14 protein-coding genes are annotated in these 16125 nt (G+C 69.4%); 10 read left to right on the plus strand and 4 right to left on the minus strand.

Features of this window, described 5'->3' with window-relative positions; genetic code table 11:
* The first annotated feature begins 115 nt into the window (after nt 1–115).
* Genes HNR67_RS15400 through HNR67_RS15415 form a run of 4 tightly spaced genes read left to right on the plus strand, consistent with a single transcriptional unit; the run spans nt 116 to nt 1969 of the window.
* Complete coding sequence (locus HNR67_RS15400; RefSeq protein WP_185002762.1) at nt 116–613, plus strand: stress protein; 498 nt, start codon at nt 116–118, stop codon at nt 611–613.
* Between the two features lie 28 nt (nt 614–641).
* Nucleotides 642–1115, plus strand: coding sequence for a stress protein (locus HNR67_RS15405; RefSeq protein ID WP_185002763.1), 474 nt, complete (start codon nt 642–644; stop codon nt 1113–1115).
* 31 nt (nt 1116–1146) lie between these two features.
* Nucleotides 1147–1545, plus strand: coding sequence for a hypothetical protein (locus HNR67_RS15410; RefSeq protein ID WP_185002765.1), 399 nt, complete (start codon nt 1147–1149; stop codon nt 1543–1545).
* A gap of 19 nt (nt 1546–1564) precedes the next feature.
* On the plus strand, nt 1565–1969 hold the full coding sequence (locus tag HNR67_RS15415) for a hypothetical protein (protein WP_185002767.1): 405 nt from the start codon (nt 1565–1567) through the stop codon (nt 1967–1969).
* A gap of 52 nt (nt 1970–2021) precedes the next feature.
* Here the strand turns inward: HNR67_RS15415 and HNR67_RS15420 are convergent, their stop codons facing one another.
* Entirely contained in the window at nt 2022–4079 is a 2058-nt protein-coding gene (locus HNR67_RS15420) for a beta-glucosidase (protein ID WP_185002769.1), read from the minus strand.
* A complete protein-coding gene (locus tag HNR67_RS15425; protein WP_185002770.1) occupies nt 4076–5884 on the minus strand; it encodes an alpha-L-fucosidase in 1809 nt (602 codons plus the stop codon). The genes HNR67_RS15420 and HNR67_RS15425 overlap by 4 nt, the downstream gene beginning before the upstream one ends.
* Before the next feature lie 152 nt (nt 5885–6036).
* On the opposite strand from HNR67_RS15425, the gene HNR67_RS45675 reads away from it, so the two are divergent.
* A complete protein-coding gene (locus HNR67_RS45675; protein WP_312987320.1) occupies nt 6037–7461 on the plus strand; it encodes a S8 family peptidase in 1425 nt (474 codons plus the stop codon).
* Here the strand turns inward: HNR67_RS45675 and HNR67_RS15435 are convergent.
* Entirely contained in the window at nt 7451–7834 is a 384-nt protein-coding gene (locus tag HNR67_RS15435) for a MerR family DNA-binding transcriptional regulator (RefSeq protein ID WP_185002772.1), read from the minus strand. The two genes, HNR67_RS45675 and HNR67_RS15435, sit on opposite strands and share 11 nt — an antisense overlap.
* A 94-nt stretch (nt 7835–7928) precedes the next feature.
* Here HNR67_RS15435 and HNR67_RS15440 point away from each other — a divergent pair, with 94 nt between their 5' ends.
* The 3 genes from HNR67_RS15440 (at nt 7929) to HNR67_RS15450 (ending at nt 10618) form a co-directional block, all read left to right on the plus strand.
* Nucleotides 7929–9119 carry an MFS transporter gene (locus tag HNR67_RS15440; RefSeq protein ID WP_312987322.1) on the plus strand — a complete coding sequence of 397 codons (1191 nt, stop codon included), beginning with the start codon at nt 7929–7931 and terminating at the stop codon, nt 9117–9119.
* A gap of 72 nt (nt 9120–9191) precedes the next feature.
* On the plus strand, nt 9192–9755 hold the full coding sequence (locus HNR67_RS15445; protein WP_185002774.1) for a DJ-1/PfpI family protein: 564 nt from the start codon (nt 9192–9194) through the stop codon (nt 9753–9755).
* Nucleotides 9756–9814: 59 nt separating this feature from the next.
* A complete protein-coding gene (locus HNR67_RS15450; protein WP_185002776.1) occupies nt 9815–10618 on the plus strand; it encodes an IclR family transcriptional regulator in 804 nt (267 codons plus the stop codon).
* On the opposite strand, the gene HNR67_RS15455 is transcribed toward HNR67_RS15450, so the two are convergent.
* A complete protein-coding gene (locus HNR67_RS15455) occupies nt 10580–11863 on the minus strand; it encodes a YihY/virulence factor BrkB family protein (protein ID WP_185002778.1) in 1284 nt (427 codons plus the stop codon). The two genes, HNR67_RS15450 and HNR67_RS15455, sit on opposite strands and share 39 nt — an antisense overlap.
* A gap of 242 nt (nt 11864–12105) precedes the next feature.
* Here HNR67_RS15455 and HNR67_RS15460 point away from each other — a divergent pair, with 242 nt between their 5' ends.
* Nucleotides 12106–13839, plus strand: a complete 1734-nt coding sequence (locus tag HNR67_RS15460; protein WP_407645176.1) for a DEAD/DEAH box helicase — start codon at nt 12106–12108, stop codon at nt 13837–13839.
* A 1052-nt stretch (nt 13840–14891) separates the two neighbouring features.
* On the plus strand, nt 14892–16019 hold the full coding sequence (locus HNR67_RS15465; protein ID WP_185002780.1) for a sugar ABC transporter substrate-binding protein: 1128 nt from the start codon (nt 14892–14894) through the stop codon (nt 16017–16019).
* Nucleotides 16020–16125: the final 106 nt, after the last annotated feature.

Raw genomic sequence — 16125 nt, forward strand, 5'->3', positions numbered from 1 at the left:
CGGGCAGGACTGAGCAGTGGATGAGCAGTGGACCGGTCTGGGAAATGAGCAATCCCCGATCCCATGATTCCCTCACCCCGGCGAAAGCGCCGGGCCAGGAATCAGGGAGATCGAGATGGGTTCCATTCAGAGGAAGCTGACCGCGGCCCTGCTCGGCGCCGCCGCCATCGGTGGCGCGTTGCTGCCGGTGGCCACCGCGCAGGCCGCCCCGGCCCCGCAGGAATCGGCGGTGGCGGCCGCGCAGGCGGCCGGGTTCAGCATTGACGTGACCAAGAGCGTCGTGGACATCACCAACCGGCTCTACGACATCATCAGCAATTCCATCGCGCACAACCAGAACCGCTCCGGTTTTGTGAACGGCATCATGGAGGGCTCCTTCTATGACGCCGGTCAGCGGTACAACGTGATGGTCACCAAGCAGAACCACCCGTACACGGCGAATCTGCACAACATCGTCTACGACGCCATCGTGCACAGCGGCTACCCCGATTTCCGGGTCATCGTCTTCGAATCCGGCACCTTCACCAATCGCGGCGACGGCGGGCACATCAACTGGGCCTTCCGCGGCTGGTTCACCCGTGACGGCATGACCGTCAACTTCCGCAAGCCGTGATGCCGGGATCGAATCGAAGGGACCAGTCGTGAAGCTCAAGGCGATGCTCGCCGCCCTGCCGTTGACCGCGCTGACCTTGCTCGGTGTGGCCGCCCTCCCCGCCCAGGCCGCCGAGGCCGGGACGATGTCCGTGCAGGGCGCCTCGGGTGCCGGGGTGACCATCCACCTGGACAACGGGGCCAACGGTTTCCAGGTGGCCAACGCGATCAGCAACATCAACGAGGACAACCGTGGCAAGTTCGTGGAGAAGGCGGTGGACACCGCGTTCGAGGTGAGCGGTGGTCGCTACAACGTCGTCATGATGAATCTCAGCCAGGGCTACAACGAACGGCTGACCGGCAAGAAGTTGTACGCGAATGTCCGCTACGGGCACGTGAACTACGGCCTGTGGATCTCCGAGGCCGGACAGTTCACCAACAACGGCGACGGCGGCTGGATCAACTGGGGAATGCGCGGCTGGTTCGACCGCGATGGCAAGACCGTGAACTTCCGCCGACCCTGACCTTTCTCTCTGGCGTAAAGGACATCAAGACATGAGTATTCGGCAGAAAGTGGCCGGTTATGGCGCCGCGGTGCTGGCCATGGTCGGCGCGCTGAGTGTGGCGGCCCCGCTGGCCGCGCAGGCGGAGATCAATCCGTGCGATCTGGGCGTGAAGCTCCAGGAACTGCGCGGCTGGGACGCCAATGACCAGTACAACATCGTGGTGTGGAAATCGACCGCGCGGGAATCCAGCCATTTCAACGGGATCGCGCTCCAGGGGCATGAGACCGCGCAGGAGTGCAAGGGATTCTTCGGCAACACGGTGCACATCTTCTGGATGGTGTTCAAGGACGGCCAGTTCACCCGCAAGGGCGATGGCGGTTACCGGAACTGGGCGTTCAGCGGCCGGTTCGAGCGCAATGACCGGCACGTCAAGTTCCTGGCCCGCTGAGCAGACGAGGACAAGACCCATGAAGACCAAGACGATCGCCACCCGCGGGCTGACCATGCTCGCCCTGGCCGGCGCCCTGGCCGTGGCCGCCCCGCAGGCCGCGGTGGCCGCGGAGTTCATCAACCCGTGCAACCTGTCCGAGAAGATCGACGAGCTGCAGGGCTTCGGCTCGGACAAGTCCAAGAACATCGTGGTCTACAAGGCCACCGCCTGGGGTGGCGGGCACTTCAACGACATCGTCACCCAGGGCACCGCCAAGGCCGTGCCGTGTGCGAATGCCTTCCCGCGCAACCACGACTACCACTGGGTGGTGTTCAAGGGCGACGGCGAGTTCACCCGCAAGGGCGATGGCGGTTTCCGGAACTGGGCCTTCTACGGCAGCTTCGACCGCAACGACAACGTGGTGAAGTTCCACCGCCGATGACCACCCGGGATGCGGGGTGGGGCAATGGGTGCCCCCACCCCGCATCCGGCCGTCAGCTCCCCGGCAGCCGCACCGAGGTGTGCAGGCGCAGGTCCCGGGAACTCGCGCCCACCATGATCTTGTGTTCGCCGGGCGCCACCCGCCAGCGGTGCTGCCCGGTGTCCCAGTAGCTGAACGAGCGGGCGTCCAGGGTCAGCTCGACCCGTTTGGCCTGACCCGGCGCCAGTGCCGCCTTGGCGAAGCCCTGGAGCTGGGACGGCGGTTCCGGCGCGGCCGCGGTGCCGGGATCACCGACGTAGAGCTGCACGGTCTCCACCCCGGCCCGGCTCCCGGTGTTGCGGACCTCGACGCTGACCCGCACCTTGTCCCCGTCCCGCCGGGCGGTCAGGCCGCGGTAGTCGAAGCTGGTGTAGGACAGGCCGAACCCGAAGGGGAACAACGGGTGCACGCCGTTGGTGTCGTAGTGCCGGTAGCCGACGAAGATCCCCTCCGAGTACCGGGCGTCCACGCCGATCCCCGGGTAGCGCTCGGGGGTGTTGGCCGGGACGTCGCCCTCGGCGCGCGGGAAGGTGATCGGCAGCCTGCCCTCCGGGTTGGCCGCGCCGAAGAGCACGTCGGCCACCGCGTTCCCGTCCTCCTGACCCGGGTACCAGGCCTGCAGCACCGCGGGCGTCTCGGCCAGCCAGGGCATCAGCACCGGGCCGCCGGACTTGACCACCACCACGGTCCGCGGGCTGGCCGCGGCCACCGCCCTGACCAGCGCGTCCTGCTGACCCTCCAGGGACAGGTTCGGCTTGTCCCTGCCCTCGGTCTGGTTGTCCCCGACCATCACCACCGCCACCTGGGCGGCCTTGGCCGCGGCGGTCGCGGCGGCCAGGTCGGCGCCGTCGTGCAAGGTGACCGTGGCGTCGGCGGACAGCTTGGCGCGCAACCCGTCCAGGGGCGGCACCGTGTAGAGCGGTTTGACCTTGGAGCTGCCGCCACCGCCGGTCTTGGCCTCGGTGGCGAACGGCCCGATCAGCGCCACCGAACGCAACCCGTTGGCGGACAACGGGAGCAGCCCGCCCTCGTTGCGCAGCAGCACCATCCCACGGGCGGCCAGGTCCCTGGCGATCGCGCCGTGCTCACGAGCCGGGATCGGCGTGACGGTGGTGGGCCGGTCGAACAGTCCGGCCCGGATCATGGTGGTGTAGCGGCGGATCAGCTTGTCGTCGATGGTCGCGGTGGACACCTGACCGGCCTGCACCGCCTTCTTCAGCTCCGCGCCGAAGTACTTGCCGGTGGGCATCTCCACGTCCAGCCCGGCGTTGGCGGTGGGCACGGTGGAGTGCACCGCGCCGAAGTCGGAGGTGACGAAACCCTGGAATCCCCACTCCTGCTTGAGGATCTTCGTAAGGAACAGGTGGTTCTCACAGCTGAAGGTGCCATTGATCTTGGGGAAGGCGCACATCACCGAGTCGACCCCGGCCTCCTTGACCGAGGCCTCGAACGCGGGCAGGTAGATCTCCCGCAGGGTGCGTTCGTCGATGATGTCGTTGACCTTGAACCGGTTCTGCTCCTGGTTGTTGCCAAGGTAGTGCTTGACGTTGCCCATGATCCCGTTGCGCTCGATGCCGCGGATGTTGTCCACCGCGAGCCTGCTCACCAGGTACGGGTCCTCGCCGTAGCCCTCGAAGGTGCGCCCGTTCACCGGCACCCTGGCGATGTTGACCGTGGGCGCCTCCATCAGGTTCCGGCCGACGTGCCTGGTCTCCTTGCCGAGCAGGTCGCCGTAGCGGTGCGCGGCCGCGGTGTCCCAGGTGGCGGCCAGGGAGATCGGCGCGGGCAGCGCGGTGGCCGAGGGCTGCACCACGTCACCGGGTCCGACCCCGGCCGGTCCGTTGGTCACCAGCAGCGGCGGCACCTTCAGCCGGGGCAGGCCGGGCACCACCCGGTACTGGGTCTCGGTGCGGATCCCGTGCAGCTGGGCGATCTTCTCGTCCAGGGTCATCTGCGCCACCACCGCCCGCGCCCGCACTTGTGGCGGCACGGCCTCGCCCGCGGCGGCCGGGAGCGCGGCGAGCGCGCCTGCGGACAGGGTGAGCACCAGGGCCAGTCGCAGTGTTCTCATCGCGTCGCTCCCGGGGTCGAGGGGTAGAGCTGGCTACGCGGCACGATCTGCTGCGGCTGGTTCGGGCTGGACCACAGCAACTTGGCGAAAGCCTCGCCGGTCTGCTCCCGGTACTCGATCCGGATCGCGTGCCGCTGCCCGGCCTTCAGCGCGAGGCTGGCCTTGTCGACCCGGGTCTCGTGCGGGTTGTTCGCGTCGATGACCAGCTTCCCGTCCACCCAGACCCGGATCGCCTCGTCGGAGACCGTGCGCAGGGTGTAGGTCTCGGAGAACCGCGGCTGCAGGAAACCCTGCCACCGCACCGAGAACCGGTCCCCGGCGAACCGCCAGGCGAAGTTGACCTCCGGGTCGACCCGGCGCAACTCGGGCGGTCCGGCGAGGTCGGGGTTGCCGAAGTACTCCGCGCTCAGCCCGCTGCCATTCCCCGGCGGGACAGGCGATTGCGGGCGGATCCGCAGCTCGATCACGCTGGCCACGTCGTTGGTGAACTTGCCGCTGGGCGTGATGTCGAATCCGTCGCCGGACGGCGTGACCCTGACCGGCTGCGGGCTGCCGAGCACCCGGGCGCCGAGCACGGTGAACGGCACGGTCGCCTTGAGGTGCAAGGACTTCCCTGGCTGCGGCCACTGGTAGACCGAGGCGTGCAGGGTGTCGCCGGTGCGGCTCACCGCGCCCCAGTCCGGATCGGCCACCACGCCCGGCTCACCCGCGCCGAGCACGGCCGCGCCCTGTCCAGCGGTGCGCAGCCAGTTCCCCATGGCGCGCAACCGGTCCGCGGCGATCGACGGCACCACACCGGTGCGGTCGGGGCCGACGTTGAGCAGGTAGTTGCCGCCGCGACCGGCGATGTCGGTCAGGTTGCGGATGAGCTGGGTGTGGTTCTTCCAGTTGGTGTCCCAGCGGGCGAAACCCCACTTCGAGGCGATGGTCATGCAGGACTCCCACAGCTGGGCGTCCACCGTGCCGGTCGGGAAGGTCTGTTCCGGGGTGCCGAAATCCCCGTCGACCACCCGCCGCTCCTTGACCCCGGCAGGCCGGTAGCTGATCCGGTTGTTGATCAGCAGGTTCGGCGATCTCGCCCGCAGGTAGCCCTCCAGCTCGGCGCCGTCGCGGCGGGTCCAGTGCAGGGTCGGGCCGTCCGCGGCCCAGTCGCCGTCGAACCACAGCACCGCCGGGTCGTAGCGGTCGACCAGCTCGGTGAGCTGGGCCCGCATCCGCGCCTTGTACTTGTCGTAGCTGGCGAGCTGGGCGGCGTCGGGGTCGTGCCAGTCCCAGATCGAGTAGTACAGCCCGAACTTGATGCCCTGCCGGTCCGCCTCGGCCTTCAACTCGGCCAGCAGGTCCCGGTTCTTGTCGAACGCGGAGTGCTCGCGCAGGTTCCACCGGTTCACCGCGGTGGGCCACATCGCGTAGCCGTCGTGGTGCTTGCTGGTGATCACGATGTACTGCTGGCCCGCGGCCTTGGCCAGGCCGACGATCTCCTTGGCGTTGAACCGGGCCGGGTTGAACGCCTTGGCCTGGCGCTCGTACTCGGTCACCGGCACCTTGCACTTGCGCATGATCCACTCGGCGTCCTGGCACAGCGAGCCGTCCGGCCTGCGGTACTCGCCCTCCAGCTGGGAGTACGCGCCGAAGTGGATGAACATGCCGAATCGGGCGTCCCGCCACCACTGGGTGCGGGCCGCGGTGAACGGGTCGTCGGCGGCAGCCCCCGGCGGTGGGGCGGGCGGTGCGGCTGAGGTGATCGGGCTGGTGCTCAGCAGCGCCGCCAGGATCACGGCGCACAGTGCGGCCATCCGGCGCATCGCTCCTCCTCGAGCTTGGCTGGCACCGACGCTAGGAGCGGTATACATCGGACGTCAATCGGCCTTCGGTAGGGAAGTTGCCAATGAAAGCGTTCATCATCCAGTCATAGATCGGATCTATTTCCGGCGGCCGCTGGCCCTATGCTCAGCCCGTGCGACTGGGTGGATGGACACGGCGGATCGGGGTCACCGCGGGTGTGCTCGCGGTGCTGGGCAGCGTTCTCGCGTCACCGGAGGTCTCGGCGGCCGAGGCGGAACCTGGGCAGCCGGTGCTGCCGCACGTGGTGATCGGCAAGGCGGGCCCGCTGGGCGCCTGGCAGGCCGAGCGCGCGGTGCGCCAGGCCGGCGGCACCGTGGTCGCCGCCTACCCGAGGATCGGGGTCGTGGTGGCCTACTCGGCCAGGGACGACTTCGCCGCCACCGTGCGCAAGGCCCGCGGCGTGACCGAGGTCGGCGCCACCCGCACCACCAAGGTGCCGCTCGAATACTTCAAGCCGCGCCGCGACCTGACCTACACCGGCCCGGGTTCACCCACCAGCGCCCAGGTCCCGCCGGAGGGCACCGCCTGGGACGTGCCCGCGCTCGGCCTGGACGAGGCGCACCGGGAGACCACCGGCAGCCGCCACGTCGTGGTCGGCGTGCTGGACACCGGCGTGGACGACACCCACCCGGACCTGCGGCACGCGGTGGACACCCGCCGCTCGGTCTCCTGCGTCTCCGGCTGGGCCGACCGCAGCCCCGGCGGCTGGCGGCCCACCCTGGACGGCCACGGCACGCACGTGGCGGGCACCATCGCCGCCGCCCGCAACGGATCCGGCGTCGTGGGCGTCGCGCCGGGCGTGCGGCTGGCCGCGGTGAAACTGGCCGAGAAGGACGACACCGAGACCGCGGAGAGCATGATCTGCGGCTTCATGTGGGCCGCCGAGCACAACTTCCGCATCACCAACAACAGCTACCGGGCCACCCCCTGGCGCTACCACTGCCCCGGCCACGTCGACCAGGCCGCGATCCGCACCGCGGTCGGCCGCGCGGTCGCGCACGCCCAGTCCCGCGGTGTGCTGGTGGTCGCCTCCGGCGGCAACGGCGCGCTCGACCTGCACAACCGCACGGTCGACACCGAAAGCCCGGCCGACGGCACCCCGGCCCGCCGGGAGATCACCAACGACTGCGTCCGGCTGCCGCACGAACTGCCCGGCGTGCTCGGCGCTGGCGCGGTGGACGAGAAGCTGGTCAAGGCCCGCTTCTCCAACCACGGCATCGGCCCGATCGGCCTGGCCGCCCCCGGCGTGCGGGTCTGGTCCACCGTCCCCAACGGCGAGTACGCGGCCTACAGCGGCACCTCGATGGCCGCCCCGCACGTCAGCGGCGTGGCCGCGCTGCTGGCCTCCCGGCACCCGTTCTGGCGCGGCGACCGGCTGGCCGCCGAACTCCAGGAACGGGCGAAGTCCTTGCCCTGCCCCGAGTTCTACGACCCCAACGGCGACGGCAAACCCGATGCCACCTGTGTCGCGGGCGAGGACCGCAACAGCTTCTACGGCACCGGCCTGACCCACGCCGGGGCCGCGCTCACCCGCTGACGCAGTCGAAGCGCTGCCGCAGATCGGCCATGAACTGGACCAGCTGATCCCGGCTGGTCACCAGGTCGTCGATGCGCGCGTTGATGGTGCTGAGCTGGGTGTCCAGCATCTTCATCAGCGGCGGGCAGTCCTCGGCCGTCACCGGGTACTCGGGCTGCTCGCCGTGCAGGGCCTGCAACACCGGCGCGACCAGGTGCGAGGGCAGCGCCGAGGAGATCATGCAGCGGATCTTGCCGACCCGGTCCACATCGGCCTCGGCGTAGACCCGGTACCCGGATTCGGTCCGGTCCGGGCGCAGCAGCCCCTGCTCCTCGTAGTATCGGAGCATCCGGATGCTCACCCCGGTGCGCTGGCTCAGTTCGCCGATTCGCATCTGACCTCCGGTTATTCCCATGGCGGCTGAAGAGAGCGATGGGTCACCCGCGGCTTGACCCTCACACTCATGTCAGACTTTAGCGTCTTTTCCCGTGATCGCTTTCGTCCTGATGTTGTGCGCGTTCGCTGTGGGGACCTCCGAGTTCGTCGTTGTCGGCGTGCTGCCGGAGGTCGCGTCCGACCTGGGCGTCCCCCTGTCCGTGGCCGGTTTGCTGGTCACGGGCTATGCCATCGCCGTCGCTGTCGGTGGCCCCGTGCTGACCGTGTTCACCCGCCGCCTGCCGAGGCGGCCGTTGCTGATCGGAGTCATGGCCCTCGGCGTCGCGGGCAGCCTGCTCTCCTCCATCGCCGAGAACTACACCGTGCTGATGGGCGCCCGGATGGTGGCCGCGCTGGCCCAGGGCCTGTTCTTCGCGGTCGCCTCCCAGGTGGCCACCGCCTCGGTGCCGCCGGAACGCCAGACCGCGGCCATCGCCAAGGTGGTCAACGGCGTCGCACTGTCCACTGTGGCCGGTGTGCCGGTCGGTACCCTGGTCGGTCAGGCCTACGGCTGGCGGGCCTCTTTCGTGCTGGTGACCGCGCTGGCCGCGATCGGCATGCTCGGCGTGATCCTGGCCTGCCCCAAGGTGGACCACGCGCCGGACGCCGGTTTCCGGGCCAGCATGCACGTCTTCGGCCGCCGTTCCATCCTGCTCGGCCTGACCACCACCGTGCTGGCCTTCACCGGCATGATCACCACCTTCACCTACGTCACCCCGGCACTGCGGGAGATCACCGGGTTCTCGCCCGGCTGGGCCACTGTGGTGCTGCTGGTCTACGGCCTGGGCACGGTGGTGGGCAGCAACATCGCCGGCCGGGTCCGGCCCGAGCTGATCCCCAGGGTGCTGCCGTTCACCATCGGCGCGCTCAGCCTGGTGCTGCTGGTGCAGGGAATGGCCATGCACACCAAGGCGACCAGCGTGCTCGCGTTGTTCCTGCTCGGCGCCTCGGCCTTCGCCACCGGTCCGCTGCTGCACACCTGGCTGATGCGGCAGGCCGAACCGGCGGGGGGACTGGTGGCCTCGGTGAACATCTCCGCGTTCAACGTGGCCGCCGCGCTCGGCCCGGTGCTCGGCGGTGCGGTGATCACCGGCGGGTTCGGGCTCGACCTGGTCGGCCCGGTGGCCGCGCTGCCCGCGCTGGCCGGACTCGGGGTGGCCTTCCTGGTGCGGGGCTGGGCCCGGCGGCAGGACCAGGCCGCGCAGCCGGACGGGGCGGCCCGCCCGCTCCCGGTGGCTGCCTGATTTGTCCTGATTCTCGCTGGGCGGAAACTCCCGCGTTGACCGTCGGCGTCGCCGGTGCCCACGATCAGGACCATGCCCAAGGTCCTGATCGTCACCGGCGACGCCGCCGAATCGCTGGAGGTCCTCTACCCGTACCAGCGGCTGCGCGAGGAGGGCTACGACGTGGACATCGCGGCGCCCTCGGCCAAGCGATTGCAGTTCGTGGTGCACGACTTCGTGGACGGGCACGACACCTACACCGAGAAGCCCGGCTACACCTGGCCCGCCGACCTGGCCTTCCGCGAGGTGGATCCGGCCGGGTACGTGGCCCTGGTCATCCCGGGTGGCCGGGCGCCGGAGTACCTGCGCAACGACGAGCACGTACAGCGGATCGTGACCCACTTCTTCGAGGCCGGGAAACCGGTCGCGCACCTGTGCCACGGCGCGCTCGTCCCGGCTGCTGTGGGCCTGCTCAAGGACCGGCGCACCGCGGCCTACCCGGAATGCGCGCCGGACGTGCTGGCCGGTGGCGGGGAGTTCGTCGACGACGAGGTGGTCGTGGACGGCCCGATGATCACCGCCCGCGCCTGGCCGGACCACCCGGCCTGGATGCGTGAGTTCGTGGCTCTTTTGCGGGCCAGGGCGCCCATCGCGTGACCAGGTAATGCCCGGAAGGTCCTTGTGCCGGGCCCCGTCGGGCGGCAACCCTGTCGGGCATGCCTGACCCCGAACCGCCGCCACTGCCAGCGCCAGCCGGGCTGCTCGGCTCGGTCCGCCGCGCCCTGCAGGTACTGGAGGCGGTGGCCGACTTCGGCGACGGCGTCACCGCCAAGGCGGTCGCCAGGCGGCTCGGACTCAACCTGTCCAGCACCTACCACCTGCTGAACACGTTGGTGTACGAGGGATATCTGGTCCGGCTCAACCAGCAGCGCGGTTACGGCCTCGGCTACAAACTGACCACTTTGGACAGAGCGCTGCGGATCCAGCTGGAGGTCTGCCCCGAGGTCTCCGGCCTGCTGCGCGAGGTGCACGAGCTGGCCGGGGTGCCCGCCTACTACACCGTGATGCGGGACAACGACATCGTGGTGGCCGAGATCGCCGACTCGGTGGAGGCGCCCAGGGTCGAGCCGCTCGACGTCGGCTTCCACGAGGCGGCGCAGGGCACCGCGTTCGGCAAGGTGCTGCTGGCCGCGATGAGCCCGCAGCGGCGGCGGGAGTACTTCGCCGGGGCCGGCATGCGGCGGGCCACCGAACGCACGCTGACCGCACTGCCCGCGCTGGAGGAGCAACTCCTGGAGGTCCGGCACACCGGGGTGGCCGCCGAGATCGAGGAGTTCCGGCCGGAGCTGGCCTGCGTGGCCGCGCCGGTGCGCGACTGTGCGGGGCGGATCAGCGGGGCACTGGCCTTCTCGGTGCCGCTGGCCGAGTTCGGGCGGCGGCGGACCGAGCTGACCGAACAGGCCAGGGCGGGCGCGGCCCGGCTAGGGCACCTGCTCGCCCTGCGGGCCACCCTGGGCTGACCCACTGCGCGGCACCCGGACGGTCGGATTGGTGTCCGCGGGCGAGCTGACCGGCGGCAGTTCCACGGTCGGACCCAGTGGCGACACGCCCGGACCCGGGGGCGGACTGGGTGGTTCCGGCGCCGGGGTGATCCCCGCTCCGGCGGCACTGGAGCGGCCCGGTCCGGCCAGCGTCGCGCCGTCCGCTCCGCGCACGGTGGTGACCGGTCCGTCGTGGTCCGGCTCGTTCTCCTCGGCGACCTGCCGCCACGCCTCCTGCTCGGCCTGGCTGCGCAGCTTCTCCGCGGTGCGCACCATCTCCAGCCGCCGCCAGCGCCGCCGCTCCCTGCGGGTCATGCTGGCCGGCCACAGCTCCTGGATGGCCGCGTTGAAGTGCGCGCCGAGCACGATCGCGATGCCGATCACGAAGGCGAACAGCAGGAAGGCGATCGGGGTGGCCAGCGCGCCGTAGGTGAACCCGGTGCTGGTCACCCAGGAGATGTAGAGCCGCAGCCCGTAGCTGGAGATCAGGAAGAACACCATGGCCAGCGCCGCGCCGGGCAGCCCGCGGTGCCAGGGCAGTTTGCGCGGCAGCGCGACCTTGTACAGCGTGGCCAGCGCGAGTACCAGCAGCAGGCCGGTGCCCGGGTAGTAGAACCGGTTCACCCACAGGCTGACCGTGGGTTTCCAGCTCTCCGGGAACACCTCCGGCAGCAGTTCGGGACCCAGTGCCAGCACCGGCAGGCCGATGATCAGCAGCACCAGCGTGACCAGGTAGAGCAGCAGGGACAGGATCCGCTGCCAGACCAGGTTGCGGGCGCCGTACTGGCCGTGCGCCACGGTGATGGCGTCCACGAAGGAGGCGGTGGCCGAGGAACCCGCCCACAGCGAGATCAGGAAGCCGATCGAGACGATCTCGCTCTGGCCCTTGGTCAGGATGTTGGTGACGGTGTCGCCGATCACCCCGTCCACCACGTTCGGGGTGAAGACCTTCCCGGACAGCTCGATGATCCGGCTGTGCACGATCTGGATGACGTCAGGGCCGATCCAGTCCGCGATGAAGCCCAGCGAGCCCAGCAGCCCGAGCAGCAGCGGCGGCAGCGACAGCGTCTGCCAGAACGCGGCCTCGGCGGCCTCGCTGAAGATGGAGTCGTCCCACGCCTTTTGCAGGGTGCGCGCCAACAGCCGCAGCGGCCCGCGTCGAGCACGCTTCGGCTTCGCGGCGCTCGTACCGCGTTCGTCCGGGTCTTCCAGCGGCGAAGTCATCGCACCGCCAAGCATGCTGCATGGCCCGCCGTCCTGATGCGGAACCCCGCAAAACGGGTGTGTCGTCACCCTCATCGGTTACCCACCGGCCGGGTCGTGGAACGGAGCACCCCCGTCGGCGGGGTAGGCTCGCAGGGCCCTCGGGGACCACTGTCGCGGAGGGCTTTCGCATGTGACCCAATGGGTGTGGATCTTCGAGTGGCGAGGGGAGCGCGAGAGTGACCGAGGCCCTGGAAGCCGACATTGACTCCGACCCGTCGCTGCGCTCGCCACGCACGAAGGTCGCCACCAGGCCACTTCGCGCCTGGCAACGCCGCGCGCTGACCAAGTACCTGGCGGCGAAACCGCAGGACTTCCTGGCCGTGGCGACCCCCGGCGCGGGCAAGACCACCTTCGGGCTGCGGGTGGCGCTGGAGCTGCTGGCCGACCGCACGGTCGAGTCGGTCACCATCGTCACGCCGACCGAGCACCTCAAGCACCAGTGGGCGCAGGCGGCCAGCGAGGTCGGCATCGCCATCGACCCGAACTTCCGCAACACCACCGGCGTCACCTCGCGGGACTACCGCGGCGTCGCGGTCACCTACGCCCAGATCGCCGCGCACCCCACGCTGCACCGGGTACGCACGGAGAACCGCAAGACCCTGGTCATCCTGGACGAGATCCACCACGGCGGCGACGCCAAGAGCTGGGGCGACGCGGTCCGCGAGGCGTTCACCCCCGCGGTGCGGCGGCTCTCGCTGACCGGGACGCCCTTCCGCAGCGACGACTCGCAGATCCCGTTCATCACCTACGAGCGCGGCGGCGACGGCTTCGAGCGCAGCCGGGCCGACCACTCCTACGGCTACGCCGACGCACTGCGTGACGGCGTGGTCCGCCCGGTGATCTTCCTGGCCTACTCGGGCGAGGCGCACTGGCGGAACAACGCCGGCGAGGAGTTCAGCGCCCGCCTCGGCGAGCCACTGACCCAGGAGCAGACCGCGCGGGCCTGGCGCACCGCGCTGGACCCGGCAGGCGAGTGGATGCCCGCGGTGCTCAAGGCCGCCGACCGCAGGCTCACCCAGAAGCGCGCCGAGGTCCCCGACGCGGGCGGCCTGGTCATCGCCACCGACCACGTCACCGCCAAGGCGTACGCGAACATCCTGCACCAGGTCACCGGCACCGAGCCCACCATCGTGCTCTCCGACGACCCCAAGGCGTCCGGCCGGATCAGCCAGTTCTCCCAGACCACGGACCGCTGGCTGGTCGCGGTGCGGATGGTCTCCGAGGGCGTGGACGTGCCAAGACTGGCCGTTGGCGTCTACGCCACCAGCGCCTCCACCCCGCTGTTCTTCGCCCAGGCCATCGGCCGCTTCGTGCGGGCCAGGCGGGCAGGCGAGACCGCGAGCGTCTTCCTGCCCAGCGTGCCGGTGCTACTGGGCCTGGCCAGCGAGCTGGAAGCGCAGCGCGACCACGTCCTTGGCAAGCCGCACCGGGAGAAGGACGGCTGGGACGACGAACTGCTCCAGCAGGCCAACCAGCAGCAGGACGAACTGGGCGAGGACGAGAAGGCCTTCACCGCCCTGAGCGCCTCGGCCGAACTCGACCAGGTGATCTACGACGGCTCCTCCTTCGGCACCGCCGCCCTGGCAGGCACCGAGGAAGAGCAGGAGTACCTGGGCCTACCCGGCCTCCTGGAACCCGACCAGGTCCGCACCCTGCTCCGCCAGCGCCAGGAACAACAACTGGCCAACGCCACCAAACGCAAAAACACCCAACCGGCCGCCGCCCCGCCACCCCCACGCGCCGTCTCAGTCTCCGAACGCATCCACAGCCTGCGCAAAGAACTGAACACCCTGGTAGCGATGATCCACCACCGCACAGGCAAACCCCACGGCGTGATCCACAACGAACTCCGCCGCCAATGCGGCGGCCCCCCAACCCCCATGGCCAGCATCGAGGAACTAGAAGAACGAATAGTCACCCTCAGAACCTGGTAACCCAAACCAAGATCATCCCGAGTGTTGGCCGTTGTCGTACGGAGTGTTGGCCGCTTTGGTACGGAGTGTTGGCCGTTGTGGGACGCCGGGCGGGCGAAGCCCGGAGCGGGGAGCGTTGGGGGCAGGCGGGCGAAGCCCGGAGGCTGGCGGCTGGGCGGTTAGAACTGTTGTGGGCGGGCGGAGCCCGGAGCGGTGAGCGTTGCGGGCAAGCGGGCGAAGCCCGGGAACGCTGCGGCTAGGCCGTTAACACGCGCCGCGACCGGGCGAAGCCCGCACACAGGCAGCCGGGGTGGCTTTTCAAACCCCACCTGAGCGGTTCCCCATCCCCGTCAGCCTGGAGAGGACACACCGCATCCTGGGCGCGCGGACCCGCAACCCGCCGCCGCCCTAGCCACCCAACCGCACGGGTCCGCGCGCCCAGGATGTGGTTTGGTATCGGAAGGCTGACGGGGATGGGGAACCGCACGAGCACTGCTCTCTGCCCTTGACTTTGAACCTCCCCCCATCCTTTGATTCCTGCCCGTCCGGCGAGGACGCCCTTGATCTTGATCTTCCGCTCGTGAACCAACCCGCCCACACCGGCCAACACCCCGTACAACAACGGCCAACACGCCGTACCAGAACGGCCAACACGCCAAGGCTTGAGAACCCCCACCGGAGTGTTGGCCGATCTCGTACACCACGTCGGCAGTTACGGACGAACGACGGACCCCCCAGACACCCCCGAACACCCACAACGGCCAACCAGGTGTCCCACATCGGCCAACACCCCGTACAACAACGGCTAACACGCCGACAGATCGACCACCCCAGCACACCCCGGGCGAGTCGCGCGATTGGCCGAACCCCGTGCTACCTCCGCGAACGCGCTCTCACACGAGTTACGCGCCGGTTATCAGCCCGTGCCACCATCGTGTCTCTTCTGTCCTTCTGTATGGATTCAGAAGGCTTCCGATTCGTCTATCCGAGGCATACGTTGTGACCCACAACATTTCCGGGTCGTGACGCTCGTCGCGGAGTGTCACGACCACGGCAGTAGGAGGAACGGGCGGATGCGGAGCAAGACGCTTGGCCTGATCGCCGTCGGCTCGGGGTTGGCCCTGGCCCTGTCGGCGTGCGGAGCGAACAGCACCGGTGGTGGCGGTAGCACCACCGGCGCGAGTGGGTCCGAAGGCAGCGGACCCAAGGTGGGTGTGATCCTCCCGGACACCAAGACCTCGGCCCGCTGGGAGGGCTTCGACAAGCCCCTGCTGGAGAAGGCGCTCAAGGAGGCGGGGGTCACCCCGCTGATCCAGAACGCGGAGAACGACCCCGGCAAGTTCTCCACCATCGCCGACTCGTTCATCACCCAGGGCGTCAAGGTCCTGATGATCGCGCGCCTGAGCAACGAGGGTGGCGCGGCGGTGCAGAAGAAGGCCAAGGCCGCAGGCATCCCGACCATCGACTACGACCGCCTGACCCTTGGCGGTTCGGCGGACTACTACGTCTCCTTCGACAACACCAAGGTCGGCGAGCTGCAGGGGCAGGGGCTGGTGGACTGCCTCAAGGGCAAGCCCACCCCGAACATCGTGCAGATCAACGGCGGTCCCGAGGACTACAACGCCACGCTGTTCAAGAACGGCGCCGACAAGATCCTCAAGCCGCTCTACTCCTCCGGTCAGGCCAAGCTCGGTGGCGACCAGTGGGTGCAGAAGTGGGACAACCAGCTCGGTAACACGATCTTCGAGCAGGAGCTGACCCGCAACAACGGCAAGGTTGACGGCGTGCTCGCTGCCAACGACGGTCTCGCCTCCGCGGTGATCACCGTGCTGAAGAAGAACGGCCTCAACGGCAAGGTCCCGGTCACCGGCCAGGACGCCGACCCGGCCGCGCTGGCCAACATCCTGCGTGGCGACCAGTGCATGACCGTGTTCAAGCCGATCGCCGAGGAGGCCAGCAACGCGGCCAAGATCGCGATCGCGCTGGCCAAGAACGACAAGGCCTCGGCCGACGCGCTGGCCACCGGCATCGAGAAGGACCCGGAGGGCAAGCGCGACGTGAAGTCGGTGCTGCTGTCCGCGCAGACCATCACCAAGGCCAACGTCAAGGTCGTGGTGGACTCGGGCTTCGTCAAGGCGACCGAGTTCTGCAAGGACGACCTGGTCGCGAAGTGCAAGGAAGCGGGAATCACCGTCGGTTGATCGACGGATGAGACTCAGCCGGGCAGATCCGGCTGGTTGATCGCCACGGCAGGGCGGCGCCCCCCGACCCGCCCTGCCGTTGGCTCATGCCTGAGCACTTTCTTCT

Origin of the sequence: Crossiella cryophila (assembly GCF_014204915.1) — a bacterium.
Lineage (GTDB): Bacteria > Actinomycetota > Actinomycetes > Mycobacteriales > Pseudonocardiaceae > Crossiella > Crossiella cryophila.